18 protein-coding genes are annotated in these 18,992 nt (G+C 43.2%); 3 read left to right on the forward strand and 15 right to left on the reverse strand.

The window, feature by feature from the left end; translation table 11 throughout:
• Window positions 1-21: 21 nt before the first annotated feature.
• The 3 genes from rpsB to rplM all read right to left on the reverse strand — a co-directional run bounded on the left by rpsB (window position 22) and on the right by rplM (window position 2,179).
• A complete protein-coding gene (gene rpsB / locus SD449_RS06600; RefSeq protein WP_318309459.1) occupies window positions 22-1,113 on the reverse strand; it encodes a 30S ribosomal protein S2 in 1,092 nt (363 codons plus the stop codon).
• Window positions 1,114-1,337: 224 nt separating this feature from the next.
• Window positions 1,338-1,724 carry a 30S ribosomal protein S9 gene (gene rpsI / locus SD449_RS06605; protein WP_318309460.1) on the reverse strand — a complete coding sequence of 129 codons (387 nt, stop codon included), beginning with the start codon at window positions 1,722-1,724 and terminating at the stop codon, window positions 1,338-1,340.
• Window positions 1,724-2,179, reverse strand: a complete 456-nt coding sequence (rplM, locus tag SD449_RS06610) for a 50S ribosomal protein L13 (protein ID WP_318309461.1) — start codon at window positions 2,177-2,179, stop codon at window positions 1,724-1,726. Before rplM ends, rpsI begins: the two co-directional genes overlap by 1 nt.
• 246 nt (window positions 2,180-2,425) lie before the next feature.
• Between rplM and SD449_RS06615 the strand changes: the two genes are divergently transcribed.
• Window positions 2,426-5,077 (forward strand): DUF5916 domain-containing protein, encoded by a 2,652-nt coding sequence (locus SD449_RS06615; protein ID WP_318309462.1) that lies wholly within the window; start codon window positions 2,426-2,428, stop codon window positions 5,075-5,077.
• A gap of 246 nt (window positions 5,078-5,323) precedes the next feature.
• On the opposite strand, the gene SD449_RS06620 is transcribed toward SD449_RS06615, so the two are convergent.
• The 5 genes from SD449_RS06620 to hppD all read right to left on the reverse strand — a co-directional run bounded on the left by SD449_RS06620 (window position 5,324) and on the right by hppD (window position 11,158).
• Entirely contained in the window at window positions 5,324-6,424 is a 1,101-nt protein-coding gene (locus SD449_RS06620; RefSeq protein WP_318309463.1) for a pyridoxal phosphate-dependent aminotransferase, read from the reverse strand.
• Window positions 6,425-6,430: 6 nt separating this feature from the next.
• Complete coding sequence (locus tag SD449_RS06625) at window positions 6,431-7,300, reverse strand: flavin reductase family protein (RefSeq protein ID WP_318309464.1); 870 nt, start codon at window positions 7,298-7,300, stop codon at window positions 6,431-6,433.
• 133 nt (window positions 7,301-7,433) lie between these two features.
• Window positions 7,434-8,654 (reverse strand): fumarylacetoacetase, encoded by a 1,221-nt coding sequence (fahA, locus tag SD449_RS06630; RefSeq protein WP_318309466.1) that lies wholly within the window; start codon window positions 8,652-8,654, stop codon window positions 7,434-7,436.
• Window positions 8,655-8,786: 132 nt separating this feature from the next.
• Complete coding sequence (locus SD449_RS06635; protein WP_318309467.1) at window positions 8,787-9,944, reverse strand: homogentisate 1,2-dioxygenase; 1,158 nt, start codon at window positions 9,942-9,944, stop codon at window positions 8,787-8,789.
• Between the two features lie 80 nt (window positions 9,945-10,024).
• On the reverse strand, window positions 10,025-11,158 hold the full coding sequence (hppD, locus tag SD449_RS06640) for a 4-hydroxyphenylpyruvate dioxygenase (protein WP_207034709.1): 1,134 nt from the start codon (window positions 11,156-11,158) through the stop codon (window positions 10,025-10,027).
• Between the two features lie 174 nt (window positions 11,159-11,332).
• On the opposite strand from hppD, the gene SD449_RS06645 reads away from it, so the two are divergent.
• Window positions 11,333-11,788, forward strand: coding sequence for a MarR family winged helix-turn-helix transcriptional regulator (locus tag SD449_RS06645; protein ID WP_318309469.1), 456 nt, complete (start codon window positions 11,333-11,335; stop codon window positions 11,786-11,788).
• Here SD449_RS06645 and SD449_RS06650 read toward each other — a convergent pair.
• Both SD449_RS06650 and SD449_RS06655 read right to left on the reverse strand, forming a co-directional pair.
• Complete coding sequence (locus SD449_RS06650) at window positions 11,776-12,513, reverse strand: sulfite exporter TauE/SafE family protein (protein WP_404828023.1); 738 nt, start codon at window positions 12,511-12,513, stop codon at window positions 11,776-11,778. The genes SD449_RS06645 and SD449_RS06650 overlap by 13 nt on opposite strands.
• A 55-nt stretch (window positions 12,514-12,568) precedes the next feature.
• Window positions 12,569-14,401: a glycoside hydrolase family 2 TIM barrel-domain containing protein gene (locus SD449_RS06655; protein ID WP_318309471.1), complete on the reverse strand. Its 1,833-nt coding sequence runs from the start codon at window positions 14,399-14,401 to the stop codon at window positions 12,569-12,571.
• A 178-nt stretch (window positions 14,402-14,579) separates the two neighbouring features.
• On the opposite strand from SD449_RS06655, the gene SD449_RS06660 reads away from it, so the two are divergent.
• On the forward strand, window positions 14,580-15,143 hold the full coding sequence (locus SD449_RS06660; protein ID WP_318309472.1) for a hypothetical protein: 564 nt from the start codon (window positions 14,580-14,582) through the stop codon (window positions 15,141-15,143).
• A gap of 56 nt (window positions 15,144-15,199) precedes the next feature.
• Here SD449_RS06660 and SD449_RS06665 read toward each other — a convergent pair whose 3' ends face one another.
• The 5 genes from SD449_RS06665 to SD449_RS06685 form a co-directional block, all read right to left on the reverse strand.
• Window positions 15,200-15,814 (reverse strand): SET domain-containing protein, encoded by a 615-nt coding sequence (locus SD449_RS06665; RefSeq protein WP_318309473.1) that lies wholly within the window; start codon window positions 15,812-15,814, stop codon window positions 15,200-15,202.
• A gap of 92 nt (window positions 15,815-15,906) precedes the next feature.
• On the reverse strand, window positions 15,907-16,185 hold the full coding sequence (locus tag SD449_RS06670; protein WP_318309474.1) for a thioredoxin family protein: 279 nt from the start codon (window positions 16,183-16,185) through the stop codon (window positions 15,907-15,909).
• A gap of 24 nt (window positions 16,186-16,209) precedes the next feature.
• Window positions 16,210-17,028: an NIPSNAP family protein gene (locus SD449_RS06675; RefSeq protein WP_318309475.1), complete on the reverse strand. Its 819-nt coding sequence runs from the start codon at window positions 17,026-17,028 to the stop codon at window positions 16,210-16,212.
• 89 nt (window positions 17,029-17,117) lie between these two features.
• Complete coding sequence (locus tag SD449_RS06680; protein WP_318309477.1) at window positions 17,118-18,302, reverse strand: MFS transporter; 1,185 nt, start codon at window positions 18,300-18,302, stop codon at window positions 17,118-17,120.
• A gap of 42 nt (window positions 18,303-18,344) precedes the next feature.
• Window positions 18,345-18,959: a hypothetical protein gene (locus SD449_RS06685; protein WP_318309479.1), complete on the reverse strand. Its 615-nt coding sequence runs from the start codon at window positions 18,957-18,959 to the stop codon at window positions 18,345-18,347.
• Between the last annotated feature and the right edge of the window lie 33 nt (window positions 18,960-18,992).

Consider the following 18,992-nt stretch of genomic DNA (forward strand, 5'->3'; position numbering starts at 1 on the left):
ACAATGTTAAATCAATGGAGTTTATTCAACGCCACCTTTTACACTGTCTTGCCATTCTTTTAGTTCGTCCCACTTGCCCTTGGCTGCCATTTTAGCTTGTTTTGGCCAAGATGTAGGGTCCAAATGAGCCAAGGTTGAACTTGCCTCTGTCAAGATATCCTTAATGTCCTCGGCATCGGTATCGGCAAGGGCGGCATAGGTATCAACACCACTGGCCACCAAAGCTTCTGCTGCTTTTGGACCAATACCTTCAATTTTGGTAAGGTCTTCTGGCTTGGAGGACTCTTTTTTGGATTCTTTTTTAGGAGCGGCCTCGGCTTTTTTTGCTGGCTTTTCTTCGGAATCTTTTTCCTCTTTCTTTGCAGCCTTCTCTTTTTTCTCGACTTTACCTTCTTCTTTATCTTTTCCGCTTCCTTTTTCGCTCTTACGCTCTTCCAAACCTTCAGCGACAGCGCTTGTAACCGATTCCAAGATAACCTCGATGGATTTACCGGCATCATCGTTGGATGGGATAGCGAAGTCTACATCGCGGGGATCGGAATTGGTATCCACCATAGCGAAAATTGGAATGTTCAATTTTTGGGCTTCTTTAACGGCGATGTGCTCACGCATGGTATCCACGATGAAAAGTGCACCTGGCAAACGGGTCATGTCAGCAATGGAGCCCAAGTTTTTTTCTAATTTGGCACGCAAACGGTCTACTTGCAATCTTTCTTTTTTGGAAAGGGTGTTGAAAGTTCCGTCTTTTTTCATGCGGTCGATGGAAGCCATTTTTTTAACGGCTTTACGAATGGTCACAAAGTTGGTCAACATACCACCTGGCCATCTTTCGGTGATGTAGGGCATGTTTACTTTGGATACTTTGTCCGCAACAATGTCCTTTGCTTGTTTTTTTGTGGCTACAAAAAGGATTTTTCTTCCTGATGATGCAATTTTTTTAAGGGCCTCGTTGGCTTCCTCAAGTTTTGCAACCGTTTTGTAGAGATTGATAACGTGGATTCCGTTACGCTCCATGTAGATGTAGGGAGCCATGTTCGGATTCCACTTTCGTGTTAGGTGTCCAAAATGCACACCTGCTTCCAGTAAGTCTTTTACTTCAATTTTACTTGCCATTTTTTGTACTTAGTTTACGTTCCGTTGTAAGTAGCAATGCGCAGGTGGTCACAAAATTTTGTTCGCCCTGCCCATTTAGATGCTAAACTAGTTTCCAAAAAGTCGGTTTTTATCCCTTTTGGAACAACGACAACTTTGGTTAAAAATTTAACCCTGAAATTTGGATATTTTCAGGGTTTTCAATGAACTTATCTATAATTGGGTATTGAAACACCCAAAGTATATTAACGTTTGGAGAATTGGAATTTCTTACGGGCTTTCTTCTGACCGAATTTCTTTCTTTCCACCATTCTTGGATCCCTTGTCAACAAACCTTCTGGTTTAAGGATTCCCCTGTTTTCGATATCAATTTCGCACATTGCTCTGGACAAGGCCAAACGAACAGCTTCGGCCTGACCTGTGATACCACCACCGTACACATTGACTTTTACGTCGTAGTTGCCTTCGGTTTCGGTCAAAGTAAAAGGTTGTTTTACTTTGTACTGTAATGTGCCTGTGGTAAAGTACTCGTTCAAGTCTCTTTTGTTGATTGTTATGTTTCCTGATCCTTCGGAAACATAAACTCTAGCCACAGCGGTTTTTCTTCTACCTATCTTATGAACCACTTCCATTATTTGTAGTCGTTTAAGTTTATAGCTTTTGGTTTTTGCGCTTCTTGTCCGTGCTCGGCACCTGCGTATACCTTAAGGTTTCTGAACAGTTCAGCACCTAGTTTATTTTTTGGAAGCATTCCTTTAACAGAGCTTTCAATGATTCGCTCTGGATGCTTTTCCAATACTTCTTTTGCGGAAGCGGTACGTTGTCCACCTGGGTAACCGGTATATCTTTGATATTCTTTCTCGTCCCACTTGTTTCCGGTCATGTCGATTTTCTCGGCATTGATGACAATTACATTGTCTCCACAATCAACATGGGGGGTAAAGTTGGTCTTATATTTCCCTCTAAGTATTTTGGCTACTTTAGACGCCAATCTTCCTAAGGTCTGTCCTTCAGCATCAACCAATAACCATTGCTTGTCAACAGTAGATTTATTGGCGGAAATAGTTTTATAACTTAATGTGTCCACTTCTCGAATATTATTGATTTAAATAACCTATCCCGAATAACGGGCTGCAAATGTACAATTATTAGATTGAATTACAAACGGTTGGTCGGGAATATTTTTTCACTTTTTTCAAAATCCATTATCCCATCTAAAAAAGGCTGCAAGGTAGTATAGTGAAGTGTTAAAAAAAGTTTAAAAAAATCAACAACTGTAACTGTTTCCATTTTCAGGGGTCTTTACCATATCAATCTAATCAAAAACGAACAAGTGAAAAACGCAGCACTGGCTTTCTTGGGCCTAATTTTTATTTATTCCGCACAGGCACAAGATTCTACCGAAGTCATCATCAAAAAGAAATATACAACAAAAGCCCTTGGTGATTATGCAGCTCCGACTATCAATGGCGTTTTGGAGGATGAGGCTTGGAACCTGGTGGAATGGGGCGGTGATTATATTGAGTCGCAGCCCGACGAGAACACCCCACCAACCCATCAAACCAAATTTAAAATACTGTATGACAGCAAAAACCTATACATCGGTGTGCGTTGTTACGATACCGAACCTGATAAAATTGTTAGGAGATTATCACGACGGGATGGGTTTGATGGCGACTGGGTAGAGTTCAACATTGACAGTTATTTTGATAAACGTACTGCCTTCTCTTTTACCATTACGGCTGCAGGTGTTAAGGGAGATGAGTTTATATCAAACAATGGAAATAATTGGGACGAAAGTTGGAACCCCATTTGGTACGCCAAAGTAAATATTGATGATGAAGGTTGGACGGCTGAACTGCGCATTCCCTTAAGTCAATTAAAATTTAGTAGTGCCGAAGAACAGGTTTGGGGCCTACAATCCACCAGACGTTTTTTTAGGAACGAGGAGCGTTCGCTTTGGCAACGAAAACCGGTGGACCAGCCCGGTTGGGTCAGTGAGTTTGGCGAACTGCACGGACTACAGAACATTCTGCCCCAAAAACAGTTGGAGATTCAACCCTACACCGTGGCAAAGACCGAAACCTACGAAGCGGAGGAAGGAAATCCCTTTAGGGACGGTAGCGAAAGCAATATCACAGCAGGGCTGGATGCCAAAATAGGAATTACCAACGACCTTACTTTGGATTTGACGGTCAATCCCGACTTTGGTCAGGTGGATGCCGACCCTTCGGCCATTGCTTTGGATGGATTTCAGATATTCTTTCAGGAGCGGCGACCGTTTTTTGTGGAGAACAAGAACATTTTTGATTTTAGGGTGTCCCAGTCCGAAGCAGGGAACACCTTTGGTTCGGACAACATATTTTATTCCCGTCGAATTGGAAGGAGCCCGCAAGGATATCCAAATACCTCGGATAGCGAGTTTGTGGACCAGCCCGACAATACCCCGATCATTGGTGCGGCCAAGTTCAGTGGCAAGACCAAAGATGGTTGGGCCATTGGTGTGCTAGAAAGTGTGACAGCCCAAAGAACCGCGACCATATTGAATGGCACCGGGAATACAAGAAAGGAAATGGTGGAACCTCTCACCAACTACTTTGTGGGGAGGTTGCAAAAGGACTTTAATGAAAGAAATTCCTATGTAGGGGGCATTTTTACGGCCACCAACCGTGAAGATTTACCGGAACAGCTCAATTTTATGCATGATGCCGCGTACACGGGCGGACTGGATTTTAAACATCAATGGGCCAATCGGGACTGGTATGTTGGTGGCAATATTACCATGAGCCATGTTCGAGGTAGTGAGGAAGCCATTACCAATACCCAGCAATCCATTACGCACTTGTTCAATAGGGTGGGCGCGGACCATGTTGCCGTGGATACCACAAGGACATCGCTTACGGGTACGGGAGGAAATGTGCAATTGGGCAAGGTGGGCAACGGCCACTGGAAATTTGAATCGGGCGCCACATGGCGTTCCCCTGAGCTAGAACTTAACGATATCGGGTTTCAACGTCAGGCCGACGATGTTCGACATTATACTTGGATAGGATACCAAACCTTAAAGCCCGACAGTACTTTTAGGCGTGTGGGCATCAACTATAACCATTGGACAGCATGGGATTTTCAGGGCAACCACAATTACCTGCAATTCAATACCAACAGTTGGCAAAACTGGAAAAACAACTACCAGACCAATATTGGGTTCAATTTTGCGCCGATTGAGTATTCCAACTTCGCATTACGGGGCGGTCCTAGATTGCGACAATCTCCATGGGTTAGTTTTTGGAACAACATTAGCACCGATTACAGGAAAAAATTACGTTTTTCCTTTTTCCATAATGGACGAAGAGCCTTGGACAATTCCATAAAGAACTATTATATGGAAGGAGGGTTTGCGTACCAGCCCATTAATGCATTGCGGATTTCCGTATTCCCTTCTTTGGATATCAATCACGATAAACTCCAGTTCATAGACAATTTTGATGATGTGAATGGTTCGCCAAGATATTTGAATGGAAAAATAGATCAACGAACGTTGAGTATGTCCGTTCGACTGAACTATACCATCAATCCCAACCTGACCATTCAATATTGGGGACAGCCTTTTATTTCGAGGGGGAGATATTCCAATTTTAAACACATCACCGATCCTGTGGCCAAGGTCTTTGAGGATAGATTTGTACAATATTCGGCAGAACAAACTACTTTATCGGATGGAACCTATGCCATTGATGAAGATTTGGACGGAGTTACCGATTTTAGTTTTGATAACCCCGATTTTTCCTTTGTGCAGTTTCGTTCCAATTTGGTGATACGATGGGAGTATATTCCAGGCTCGGAAATATTTTTGGTCTGGTCTCAGGATGTGTCAAGAAATGGTGACCCTACAAATGGACTGCTATCCAGCTTGGGAGATAACATTTTTGGTCAAAAACCACAGAATATCTTTTTGTTGAAAGCTACTTATAGGTTTGTATTGTAAATGTCACATCGAGCGCGGTCGAGATGTTTTTTGAAGGATTTATAAGCCATTCCACATGTATGCTGAGCGTAGTCGAAGTATGATGCGGAACCTATTTTGTTTTTGGTGTAATGGTTAGATGGGATGCTGAAATAAATTCAGCATGACGAACGGATTCGGAGCGTAGTCGAAGTATGATGTGGAATCCGTTAAATTGAATCATATGGATTCCTGTTCCGATGGCTATCGGAATCGCACGAAAGACCGTTAAGTTTCCATTATCTTGCTTAAAGCCTTCACCAAAGCAGCATTCGCCTCGGTATCACCAATAGTAATCCTCACTTTACCAGGAGCGCCGAATTGCGAAACAGGTCGCACCATGATACCCTGCTCCATCATCTTGTCCGTGAATTCCATTTCTGGCAGTGGTGGGTCAATGATAAAAAAATTGGCTTGACTTGGCCAATAGGTGATATCCAGTTCATCAAATGCCTTTGCAATGTATTTTCTGCCTTCCAAAACAGTTTGTACTGTTTCCTCAATGAATTCTGTATCGTTCAATGCGCCAATGGCCGCCTCAATGGAAGTCAATGGCAATAAAAAAGGTTTGTGTATCAAGCGTACGTAGTTGGCAATGGTTGCCGTCGTGTATCCGTATCCGATTCGTTGTCCTGCGAGACCATAGGTTTTGGAAAAACTGTTCAGCCCGATAACGTTGTGTCCTTCCAAGACATACGGCAATGCGGTCACATAATCTGGGGCATCCGCAAAATGGCGATACACCTCATCAAAAACTATTACAATATTCTTTGGGACACGGGCGATAAAATCGTCCATTACCGATTTTGGAATATAGGTTCCCGTAGGATTATTGGGGCTGGTCAGGAAAATGATCTTGGTCTTCTCGGTGATGGCGTCTAAAATACCTTCCACATTCAGTTCGTAGTTGGGAGCCAAAAGAGGAATGTCTACTTGCTTGGCACCATACCATCTGGAAAAAACAGCGTAGGGCAGGAAGCAGGGGTTGGAAAAAATCACTTCGTCCGCTTCGTTGATAAAAGCCCGAAGCAACATATCGATAACCTCTGACCCGCTATTGCCGCACAAAAACTGGTCGGCACTCAACTGACCATCAAAATCTTTGACCAAGGCTTCACGCAAACGAATATCGGTCTGGTCGGGGTAGATGTCAATCTTGTCCAAGGCAGCCTTCATCGCTGCAACGGCCTTGGGCGATGCACCCAAAGGATTCTCATTCGAGGATAGCTTGTATATTTTGGTATTCGTCGGTGGAATGTTTTTTCCGCCTTTATAGACCTCTTTCGGTACTAAATGGGGTTTGAAAATGGATGTTATGTCTTTTTTCATATTCTTCTATAAACTTTCCCCATAAAGCAAAATAGCCATCGCCTTTTCGGTATTCCCATCTTCCAATAGCTGTTTGGCCAAGGTGTGCAGTTCGGTTTTGGATTTATCTTGTATTCCCGCGACCTCAACAATGGTCTTAATGTCTTTTTGGGAAGGCAGTTGCTCCAAATTTCCCAATCGCCCTAAATTGTTTCCTGTGAGTATATCGCTTTCTCTAATGCCTTTTGGCAAAGCATCCACACCAATGCCGTGGGTGCGGATGGGTTTTGGAATCTCAAACAGGGATTCTTTAATCGCTCGAATGTACCAGTTGCCACCCATACGGCCCACCAAATCCAATTTTTCAGTGTCTAGGACATCATCCGTCAAGTAGTCGTCGTTGATGTGAATCATGTCCACCTGGGCAATGATCAAGTTTCCTGCTCCTGGGGTTTGGGCCAGTTCCACTACTTCCAAAACGGTACACTCGAAGGATACAGGAGCCTCGCCCACGCGGGGCGGTTTTACTTTGACGCTGGGTACTTCGGTAAAACCTGCTTTCACAAATTCGTTCACGCCTTTGTCGTAGGCCGTACTGGAAAGTGACATTTGTTCCGCCATTTTGTGGTTCACCACATTGATGACAACCTCGGGCACTTCCACCACATTTTGATGGGTATGTTTTAAAGAGTTGTCCCTGCCGCTTCGTGTTGGGGAAAATACCATCACGGGCGGATTGGAACTGAAGACATTGAAAAAACTGTACGGGCTTAAATTTACATTCCCTTCGGCATCTACCGTACTGGCAAAGCAAATCGGTCTTGGTGCCACAGCTGTGGAAAGGATAGTGTATAGTTCGGGTTGAGGTATGGTGGTTGGGTCTAAGGTTTTTATCATTTAGATTGATTTTGTGTTGTTGTTCCTGCGCTTCGGCAGGAATCGATATTGTTTTTAAAATGGGTGACCGAGCGAAGCCGAAGTCACATAATATCCAAAGCCAAGTAGCTTCGGTTTCGCTGAGCTACCAAAATTATGTTGCAGGCAACACTTTTGTGGTCACTTTGCCAAATCCGACTCTAATATCGCCATTTTGTGCGTAACCGCTCATCGTTACCGTATCGCCATCTTCTATGAATTTTCGTTCGGAGCCATCTTTCAATTGGATGGATTTAGTGCCTCCCCATGATAATTCGAGCATGGAGCCAAAACTGTTTTCTTCTTTGCCTGAAATGGTTCCAGAAGCCATCATATCCCCAATATTGATGTTGCAACCGTTTACCGTATGATGCGCCAATTGTTGGGCCATGTTCCAGTACATATGTTTAAAATTGCTAAAGCAAACTGTGGTTTCTTCACCTTTTTCTGGTTGGATACCGACTTCTAGGTTGATGTCATAGTTCCTTTTGCCTTCATATTTTAGATAGGGGAGGACTTCAGGATCTTGTTTGGGGCCATTTGTTCTGAATGGTTCCAAAGCTTCCAACGTAACCACCCACGGTGAAATGGAAGATGCAAAATTCTTGGCCAAAAATGGCCCGAGTGGAACATATTCCCATTTCTGAATATCTCTGGCGGACCAATCGTTGAACAATACCAGCCCGAAGATATAATCCTCGGCATTCTTGGTGGAAATGGATTCGCCCAATTGAGTTTCTCTTCCACAGATAAAACCCATCTCAAGTTCAAAATCCAAACGTTTGGTGGGCCCAAAAACTGGGGAGTCCGCACCCTTGGGCATCGTTTGTCCTTTGGGCCGATGGATGGGCTGTCCGCTCACAACAATGGAACTTGCCCTACCGTGATACGCCACGGGAATATGTTTCCAATTGGGCAATAGGGCATTTTCGGGGTCGCGGAACATTTTGCCCACATTGGTGGCGTGCTCCAAACTGGAATAAAAATCAGTGTAGTCTCCCACTGTGACGGGCATGTGCATTTGTGCCTCCGACTGTTTTACGAAAAGTTCGGACTTGCCCGCCAAAACGGACTCGTCATCCTTTAACCAATACTGAATCTTTTTGCGGACCCGCGTTGTGATTTCCTTCCCGAGGGAAATAAAATCATTCAAGGTATCCTTTTCCAGTAGTGCCGTGTTAAAATCGAACACATCCAACTCGGCCACAGCGGCCAAATCCAAAATATGTTCACCTATGGCAACACCCACTCGCGGGCTTCTGTCTTTAGTGGAAAAAATCCCAAAGGGAATATTGTGAATCGAAAAATCTGAGTTTTCAGGTATTTCTATGATCATTGCATGTTGTTTGTGTCATTCCCGCCTCCGCAGGAACCTATTTTTTGTCATTTCGAACGAATGTGAGAAATCTGAACTTTAGATTTCTCAATCGCTTCGCTCATTTCGAAATGACTTGTAAAACAATCAATTTTACTCCAACCACGATTTATAATACTTGCCATCATCAATTTTGAGTGCGTTCTCCGTAACCTGCAATGGTTTAAAGGTATCGATCATCACGGCCAATTCTTCCGTACCTTTTTTGCCAATACTTGCTTCATAGGTGCCAGGATGTGGTCCGTGTGGAATACCCGCAGGGTGCAATGAAATATACCCTGGTCCAATGCCTGTGCGGCTCATAAAATCACCATCCACGTAGTACAATACCTCATCCGAATCTATATTGGAGTGATTGTAGGGTGCTGGAATGGATTTTGGGTGATAATCATAAAGTCTTGGGCAGAAGGAACACACCACAAAAGCACCTGTCTCAAATGTTTGGTGCACTGGTGGCGGTTGATGTATGCGTCCCGTTATGGGCTCAAAATTATGAATGGAAAATCCGTAAGGATAATTGTAACCGTCCCAACCGACTACATCAAAAGGATGTGAGGCATAGACCAATTGGTGCAACATGCCCTGCTTTTTGATTTTCATCAAAAACTCTCCTTTTTCATCAAAAGTTTGAAGGTCTTGTGGCAATTTATAATCCCGCTCGCAGAAAGGTGAGTGTTCCAACAATTGTCCGAACCAGTTTCGATAGCGCTTTGGGGTATAGATGGGGTGGAAGGACTCGGCATACAAAATGCGGTTGTCCTCCGTATCAAATTCGATTTGATAGATCATCCCTCGTGGAATGATGAGGTAATCCCCATATTCAAACGGAATATTCCCTAAAAAGGTTTTTAAAGTTCCCGAACCTTTGTGAATAAAGAGCATTTCGTCGGCATCGGCATTTTTGTAGAAATAGTCCGTAACGGATTTTCTGGGTGCCGCCAAGCCTACATGAACATCGTTGTTCACCAAAAGAGGTTCGCGCGATTCCAAAAAATCATCCTTTGGAGCCACATCAAAACCGATGAACTTACGACTGGTAATGTTCTTTTCCACGGCAATTTTCGGACTCACGTCCAAGGCCTTCCCAATTTCCTTGACCTGCGTAGGTCGGTGAACATGATAGGAAAGCGAAGACATTCCATTGAACCCGATAGTCCCAAAAAGCTGCTCGTAATAGAGTCCGCCGTTCGGTTTTTCGAATTGGGTATGCCTTTTTTGCGGAATTTTCCCAAGTTTATGATAGATAGGCATTTTTTATCAGTTTTGAGTTTAAAGTTATGAGTTATGAGTCTGAAATTCAATAACCCATAACTCATCACTCTTAACTATGATTAATGCAATGTGCCACGAAGCTCTTGCTCACGCTCTATGGCTTCGAACAGTGCTTTAAAGTTACCTTTTCCAAACGACTGTGCACCTTTTCTTTGGATAATTTCGAAGAACATCGTTGGTCTCGGTTCTACGGGTTTGGTAAAAATTTGCAATAAATACCCTTCGTCATCGCGGTCCACCAAAATGCCCAATTCTTTCAATGGGGCAATATCCTCGTCAATTTCACCAACACGGTCGGTAACGGCATCGTAGTAAGTAGCTGGAACCCGTAGGAATTCCACACCACGACTTCTAAGGTCACGAACGGTCTGGATAATGTCGTCCGTGGCAACGGCAATGTGCTGAACGCCTTCGTCTTCATAAAAATCCAAATATTCCTCTACTTGTGATTTTTTCTGTCCTTCGGCTGGCTCATTGATCGGAAACTTGATGCGTCCGTTTCCGTTGCTCATCACTTTGCTCATCAAAGCGGTGTATTCGGTAGAAATATCCTTGTCATCAAACGAAAGAATATTTTTGAATCCCAACACGTCTTCATAAAACTTTACCCAATGGTTCATTTTGTTCCACCCCACGTTGCCGACCATGTGGTCAACAAATTTTAAGCCAGTAGGCTCTGGGTTATAGTCAGGAGTTTCCCATTTTTTATAGCCAGGAAGGAATGTTCCGTTGTAATCCTTGCGTTCCACAAAAATATGGACGGTCTCCCCGTAGGTATGGATTCCTGCGCGTACCACTTTTCCATTCTTGTCCTCTTCAACTTTTGGCTCCATGTATGATTTGGCACCTCGTTCCATGGCATTGTTATAGGCTATGGTAGCATCATCTACCCAAAGGGCCACGACTTTTACGCCATCCCCGTGCTTATCGATGTGCTTGCCGATTTCGGTTCCACTTTTAAGGGGAGAGGTCAACACCAATCGGATTTTGTCCTGTACCACGACATAACTTTCTCGGTCGCGCAGGCCAGTTTCCAAACCTGCTTGCGCATAGGATTGGAATCCGAAAGCGGTCTTGTAAAAGTGGGCGGCCTGTTTGGAGTTGCCAACGTACAGTTCAATATAGTCGGTACCATTAATGGGCATAAAATCTTCGGATGTGTTTGCTTTTTTTGGGATTGTAGATGTTTCCATGGGCTCTATTTTTTTATTGTTCAGTTCTATTTTGTTGCATCAACAACAAAAATAATAATTTTGCGACACGAAAACGATTTTACCTACTCAATTTTGAGTTAAAATTTTTGATGCTCTTTGTCAATGGCACTTGTGAAAATTGGAATTCCTATTTTTGTGGCTATTCTTTAATGCATGCTCAGTCGTATAGATGAAATACAGGGGATGGGGTTCCATTTGGATTTGGTGCTCCGAAAGATTCAAAAGGCGTATTTGCGCACTTTTGATGAACTCGGGGTGGACACGACCATAGAGCAATGGGTGATTCTTTATCAAATTCATCAATTGGGCGAAGATGCCAGTCAACGGGACATCGTAAACGAAAACTTTCGGAACAGGGCCACGACCTCACGTGTTATTGCAGGTCTGGAGCGTAAAGGCTGGATTTCCAAGACTCGTTTTGATGGCGATCAAAAACGGTTTAAGTTGGAGCTTACTCCAAAAGGACAAGAAATCCTCGACATTACCTTGCCCAGTGCCTTAGCTTTACGAAAGCTTGCCGTGAAAGATGTGGATGCATCGGAATTTGAAATCTTTTTAAAGGTTTTGGACAGAATCGGGGAGAACTACGGCGAAGATCAGCCCCAATAATCGAACATCAATTTGGTGATGGTCGCCAAGCCTATCAACAAAATAAAGATCAAACTGAGCCTACGAAATTTTTCTTGAGGGATATACTTTAAAATTCTTTTTCCCAAGTAGGTGCCGACCAAGCCAATGGCGAATAAAAAGGGAAGGTACATCAACTCTTGTTTGCCAATATACCCATTGCCATAGTAAACAAAGGTCCGTGAGAAATCGATCATAAAATCGATGAAGGCCGAAGTAGCGATAAAAGCGCTTTTTTCCAAATTAAAGGCGGCCATGGTAAGTCCGCGAATGGCCCCGCCCGTTCCCAGAAGTCCTGCCGAAAAACCCGATAGTGACCCTCCAATAATGGAATTCTTTTTGTTGGGAAGGACGACAATCTCACTTTTGATAAGGAACAGCAGACTGAAAACGACAAGAAAAACACCCAATACGATTTCAAGGACTGCACTATTGGCTATTTTGGATAGAAATCCACCGATAATGACAAAGAGCACGGACGGAACCCCGATGTAAAGCAATAATTTTTTGTCCAATCCTTTTTTGAACAGGAAAATCTTGCTGATGTTGCTGAACAAATGAAAAATGGCCGTCATTCCCAGTACGGAGTAGAAATCAAAATAAAAATTGCCGATCGGTACAAAGAATACCGAAGAGCCAAAGCCCCCGATGGTCCCGATAATTTCCGCGACCAACGCCAACAGTAAAAAAATGTAGTTTATTTTCACGATTCTGTCCTAAGCAAAAGGAAAGATAATTCTTTCGGGCCATTTAAAACCTGATCTATTCCCAATCCTCGTAGAATTTCTGGAGTACCCAAAATGCCTTTTTCTTTTTGCTATCTTCAGAGATCAATCCTTTTCGGTTATAATCGTCCTGAATATTGGGCAAGGGTCTTCTTGGTGACCTGAAATCTACCAAAATCCACGGCGATATGCCGCTCAGTTGTTTTATTTTTTGCAACATGGCCAAGGTTTCCACATACAGATATTCTTGGTACTCCTCCGTCCAACGGGCATTTTTATCCCCATGAAGCCCTTGCTTGGCACCCGCCCCGAACTCCGAAATGATCACAGGTTTGTTCTGTGTAATCTCCCATTGTATTTTTCGGGCAAGATCGGGTGTGCCGCCATACCAGCCAATATATTGGTTAAAACTGAGCACATCCACCAACTCGGCCATAGGATCATCAATATGTTTGATGTTGGAATTATCGGGGTCGCTGCTTTGCTCCAATGCGGCGCTGATCAATCGGGTAGGGTCCATTTTCCTTGCTGTTTGGATGAGGTTGGATAGAAATTTGGTCCGTGCTGCGCTTACGGGAGTTTCATTTGCCATGGACCAAATAATTACTGAGGCACGGTTTTTATCCCGTTGGATCATTTCCCGAAGTTGGTTCTCGGCATTGGCATAGGTGTCTGGATTGTTCCACTGAATGGTCCAATATACGGGATTTTCCTCCCAGACCAATATGCCCATTTCGTCCGCCAGCCTAACAATATGCTCATTATGGGGATAGTGAGATAAACGGACGTAGTTCCCGCCCAGTTCCTTGATCCAGCCCAAAACTTTCTCGGCATCCGCTCTGGAATTAGCCCTTCCTTTGGTTATGGGGCTTTCTTCGTGCAAACTAATGCCTTTCAGCAATAGGCGCTGGCCGTTCAATAGAATGTCATCATTTTGTGTGGAGATGGTTCGGAATCCGATATGATCCGTGAGTCGTTCTTCATCCGTAGAAAAGGAAACCTCGTATAGCTTGGGATTTTGGGTAGACCAGTATTCAATTTTCCTCGACTTGATTTCAAAACTACCTTTGCCCGAAGCATCGGTTTTGAATTTCTTTTGGATGCCCAATTCAGCTATGTCCACGGTCACTTCTTGAGAAAGGTCGTTTTCGCCTTTTAAATTGATTTCCCCTTTAATGGTTTTGTTGTCCGAGGGATCCAAATGCACAAAATAATCAAGAATATAGGTGGATGGTGTTTCGACCAGTTTTACGTCCCTTGTGATGCCTCCGTAGTTCCACCAATCGGTGTTCAATGTAGGTACGCCCTCTTTAGACCTTTTATTATCCACTTTAAAAATCACGAAGTTGTCCTTTTCTTTCAACAGATTTGTCACCTCAAAATTAAATGGAGTGAATCCACCGATGTGCGTGCCCAACTTTTTACCGTTCAAATAGGCTTCGGTCTTATAATTTGCCGCTCCCACATATAGGAAAACCCTATTGTTTTCATCTGATTTAGTGTAATCAAAGGATTTCTTGTACCAAAGAGTGCCCTCGTAATAGTAGAGTTTCTCTTTTTGCGTATTCCAATCACCTGGAACTTGCAGCGTGTCGGATTCATCAAAATTATATTCGATCAAGTCGGATGGACTTTGCGGCTTGGTGTTGGTAAAATAGGCATTGGCCGAAGGGCGTTCCTGTTGGTCAAACGGCTCATATCGGTAGTTGTAATAGCCGTTTTCGTAGGGATCCACAATGTAATGCCAAGAGCCGTTGAGGAGGGTGGTTTTACGGTTTGTTGTGTTGATCAATAGATCATCGGTACTCTGGGACCGTAGTTGGGTTTGGATGGCCAGTAGGGTCAAAAGGCCCAAAAGGAGTTTTTTCATGTGCATAGGTTCAAGTTCTAAAGATATAAAACTTACCGTTTGTGTCATTTTAACCTAAAAAAATCTTAAAAAGACAATTTTGGGTTAATCAAGCATATAAACTGGACAATCTATTGGACGTCTGGGTAGGAAAACTACCCCAACTTTGTACCTGTATAACTTTAGATATACTATTGCTATGAAGAAGACAAATTTTTATCCAATGATATGGTCAACAACATCTTACGCTCCAGTTACTATGGCCAATTGGTACAGTAGAGCGGAAAAAGGTGAGGAGTTGATCCTGTCCAACGAGGCGGCTACGGCCTACAATGTCTCAGAAATGAACTTGAACATTACCAAATTTTCTGCCATCGATGAGCAGGGTAATGAGCACTTTATTATAGATTTTCCTGGTCAGAACCCAGTAACTTTAAAAGGGATTGCATCTGGCAACTTTATACGCTCCAAGAGCGTACTTTCCCTGCCCGAAGGTAAATACACTGCATTTCGCTTTTACATGGCGGGATGGGGCAACCAGTTTATTTACCACGATGGGGTAGAGGAAACCGCCAATTCGTTCGAGCGTCTGGATTTTCGGATCGAGAACGGATTTAGGGTGGAAAAGGGCAATGCTCCCGAAGTTAAATTGTGGTTTGACTTTGCTCCTTATCAGTGGAAGCGACACTTTAAACCGCTTACGGATTTGTTTATTGGGAGTAAAAGTCAAAAACCAAGATTGGCCAATAGTTTTGGCAATTGATTGATTAAGCTATGAAAAGGAATGAAAAAGGCACCGTTCGGGTGCCTTTTTTATTTTTAAACGGTCCGTTCCGAAATTTCTATCGGCACACCGTAGTAAAAGTTATTGAGTATCGAGTCCATTTCTTCCCGACCCGCAACAATATTTTCGATTTTGTCCCAAAGTTCCTCTGGAAGCAGTCCGCGTAAAGGCTGTTGCTGTTTGGTAATGTTCCCAAAGACCTTTTTGATCTTGTTGTCCCAGACCTTGTAGTATTTCAATAGGTCGTCGGGGTACACAATCTTTCGGCGGGTTCCTTCGTCGGCCGCCCGAAATGGCAAAGGAATGTTCAGGTAACCATAATCATCGGTCAATTGTTCCCCTGGTTGAATGTCCCTGATGGCAATTTCAAAATCGTAGGCCGTGGTAAGGCAGTTGGAATTGAAACTATGGTTTACGTACCTTCCGTTGTCCCAACATAAAATGTAGTTGCCCTTGTTGTTTCGAAAAGTATAGGTGTCCAATATATTTTGATAGATCGGTGCCATCTGTTGCAATTCCAAGGGAGTGAATTCTCGGTCCAATTGGTCCAATACCCATGTAACGGTTCCCGCGGGAATAAACTTTGTAGCGACCACGCCGTACCCAATTTCGTTGCTGATAAAGCGTAGTTCTGTATCTGGATGAATCATTTTATATATAATGAATTTTTGAATGAAGGTATAAAATTGTTCGATCCGTTGATTGAAAATTTACAAGGGTGCGCTATGTTTCAAATTAAATGCTAACTATATTGATTTTTAGTGAGTTGATTCAGCTTATTCAGTACTTCGTATACTGAAAAACTACGGGCAAACCGATGCATTTCCTTGCTGCCCGCCTTGATGATGACCACAGGCAGCGTAAATACCATGGACTGTCCAGTAAATTCCGTTTCTTCTTCCACATCCACCAAGCGAATGTTGACCTCGGGAAAATTTTCCTGAACGGCTTTCAATAGTTTTGGTTTCAGCACCTTGCAGACACCACAGGTTTTACTCGTAAAATAGATAAGTTCCATCATCTAGGTTGCAATGGAGTCTTATTCCTAATAATCCGAATATTCGGTGGGGTACAACAACCAGATATCCGCATGGGACACATTGTTTTCATATTTGGACATGGCAATGAGTTCTTTCCACTCAGGAGAGTCGACAAAAGCCTCCCAATTTTTATCTCTGGTGACCATATCGGGATGGGTGGTCATATACATTAAATTGGGCATTTTGGGTCCTGAAAGTACTTCCCCATAGAACACAGCGTTGAAACCCAATCGGTCAAAAAGTTTGACTTCCCCACCAGCGTTGAACATATCCACTTTGTTGCGATAGTATTGTTCCGTGGGCGACTCGTAGCTTCGCAGTTCGTAAATCCGTTCGGCGCGTGGACCGTCCAGATCGGGAGTTTCCATCTGCGGCATGTCCGTGAAGGCCTGCATTAGGATGGATTCTATGTGAGTATAGGGCGGATTATCGTAATTCGCATCGATGTAGGCACTGCCAGCAGCTAGGTAGGTGCTGTCCTCAAGAATTTTATTTTCCAACGCCTCAAAGTCATCCAAACTTTCAAAGGGCAATAAAACATAGGTTTTTTGCACCGTATCGGTTTCCGTGACTCTTGATTTGAACACCCCGACCTTGTCGATGCCCTGTTTTTTTACCGCAGGTATGAACGCATTTTTGAGATAGGCATCGGTAGCGTTGACCTGCTCTTCGGAACTGAAGGAGTAGATTTTAAGTTGATAAAACTCCCGTTGCTCCTCTGTTGATTCGGGGGTTTCTGCATTGGCAGTGGTTTCGGGATTTGGATTGCCGCAGCTTGCTATGGCCAATGCGACCAAAAGCGTGGTTAGTTTGATAATTTTCATCTTAGTCCAGTTTAGTTTGATATGATATGGTCTTTTGTTTCAAAAATGACATTTCAAGATAGGGATTTATTTGATCACAGCGGGATTGATCATCTGCTGATAGATGGTTTGCCTTTAAAGGCCAGCGCCATCAGACCAAGAAGCGGTCCCAACGCCAAAATCATGTACACCGAATTGGAACTTGTCCATGTTCGCATTTCATTTAGCAATTGAATACTGAAAATGGTAATGGCAAAACCTACGCAGTTTACAATGGTGAGCGCCGTTCCTTTTATTTCCGTGGATGCATTTTGTGCCACAAGGGTGGAAAACAACGGTGAATCTGCAATGACCACCATCCCCCAAAAAATGAGAAAAGCCACAAAAAGGACGTCGGATTCTTGACCAAACAGCAAAGGAGAAACCAAACAACAGATACACGAAAGTAGGAGTGCCATAAATGCCACTTTTTTGGCCCCGATTGATTGGGCGAGATACCCGCCTAAAACACAGGCCAGTCCTCCAATTCCTATAATCAGAAAGGACAGCAGTGGAATGTAGAACGTCGTTTGTGGGTGCAACAGGGCGTAGGTCTGCAACATGATGGGAACGAAGGCCCAGAACGCGTAGAGTTCCCACATATGCCCAAAATACCCGAAAGCTGCCGAGCGGAAGCTTTTGTTCTGAAATACGTTTAAAAAAGCGGACAATTGTAATTGTTGACTTTGTTTACGGTATGGCCCGTTGGGAACAAGCGTGACCATTAAAGTTCCGCCCAATAGGGATAGGAACGAGGTTGAAACTATAACGGCTTTCCAAGAAAAAGTGTCGGTCATTTCTTTTAACAAATGTGGAAATGCAGTGCCTACCACGAGCGCACCAACCAAATATCCCAGTGATTTTCCGAGACCTTTTTCAAAATAGTCTGCCGCTATTTTCATACCTACGGGATAAATGCCCGCGAGGAAAAAGCCCGTAAAAAACCGAAAGGAGAGGAGACTCCCTAAGCTGTTACCTTCCCAAACCACCCCCAAATTGAAAAGTGCTCCCAAAACAGCACAGGAAAAAAATACCTTGGATGGGGAAAACCTATCGGCAATGGATAAAATGGTAAAAACCAAGGTGCCGACGATAAAACCAAACTGGACCGCAGAAGTCAGGTGGCCTATCGCACTTTCGTTCAATCCGAAGGTGGCCACCAAATCGCGCATAACCCCATTGCCCGCAAACCAAAGCGAAGTACAGCAAAACTGCGACAACACGATGATGGGGAGGATGTGTTTGGAGGGTTGCATTAATACTTTTAATCGTTTGATTGAATTACGATAAAATTATGTTTAGTCTCGGCTAAGTTTATTCACCTTTGGTTGAATAATCCAGATACCAAAAATGTAAAACCATATTAGAAAAAACTCACCTGCAAAATCACCAAAACCAACCTTTCTTTTTAAATCCACAGTTTTAATGGTTTTTGCAGCAAAATAGATACTATGGAAAATACCAAACATTGAAATCAAGTGCAGAGGTATTATAATTGAAATCATACCGCCAAAATTCAACTTGAAGATGCTTCCATTACCTGAAATAATCCCAGTCCAAGAGGTGAAGATTAACAAAATATAGATTAATGGGATAAAGAAAAATATTTTGAATCTATTGGTTTTCATAGATATACCTGTTGGGGCCCATTTTTGTAAACCAATGGCTAATGACCATAGCCAACCAAAAAACAGTAATGAAAATGACAACAAAAAAATGGGGTACCAGTCAAATTGAATAAATTTTTCATCCAAAACTTGTGTAAAACCCCTTTCGTCTGTTACAATTTCTGAAGTTGAGGATGAATTGATCGGCCAGATTTTCAAGTACATATGGACCTGAGAAAGTAAAGGAACGCCAATCATAAGCAAGAATAACTGCCAATGCTTAGCTTTTAGAAAAATGTTTGTCATCTAACTGATTAAGTTTAGATAGTTACTTTGAAA

The sequence above is a fragment of the Flagellimonas crocea genome, assembly GCF_033441595.1.
GTDB lineage: Bacteria > Bacteroidota > Bacteroidia > Flavobacteriales > Flavobacteriaceae > Flagellimonas > Flagellimonas crocea.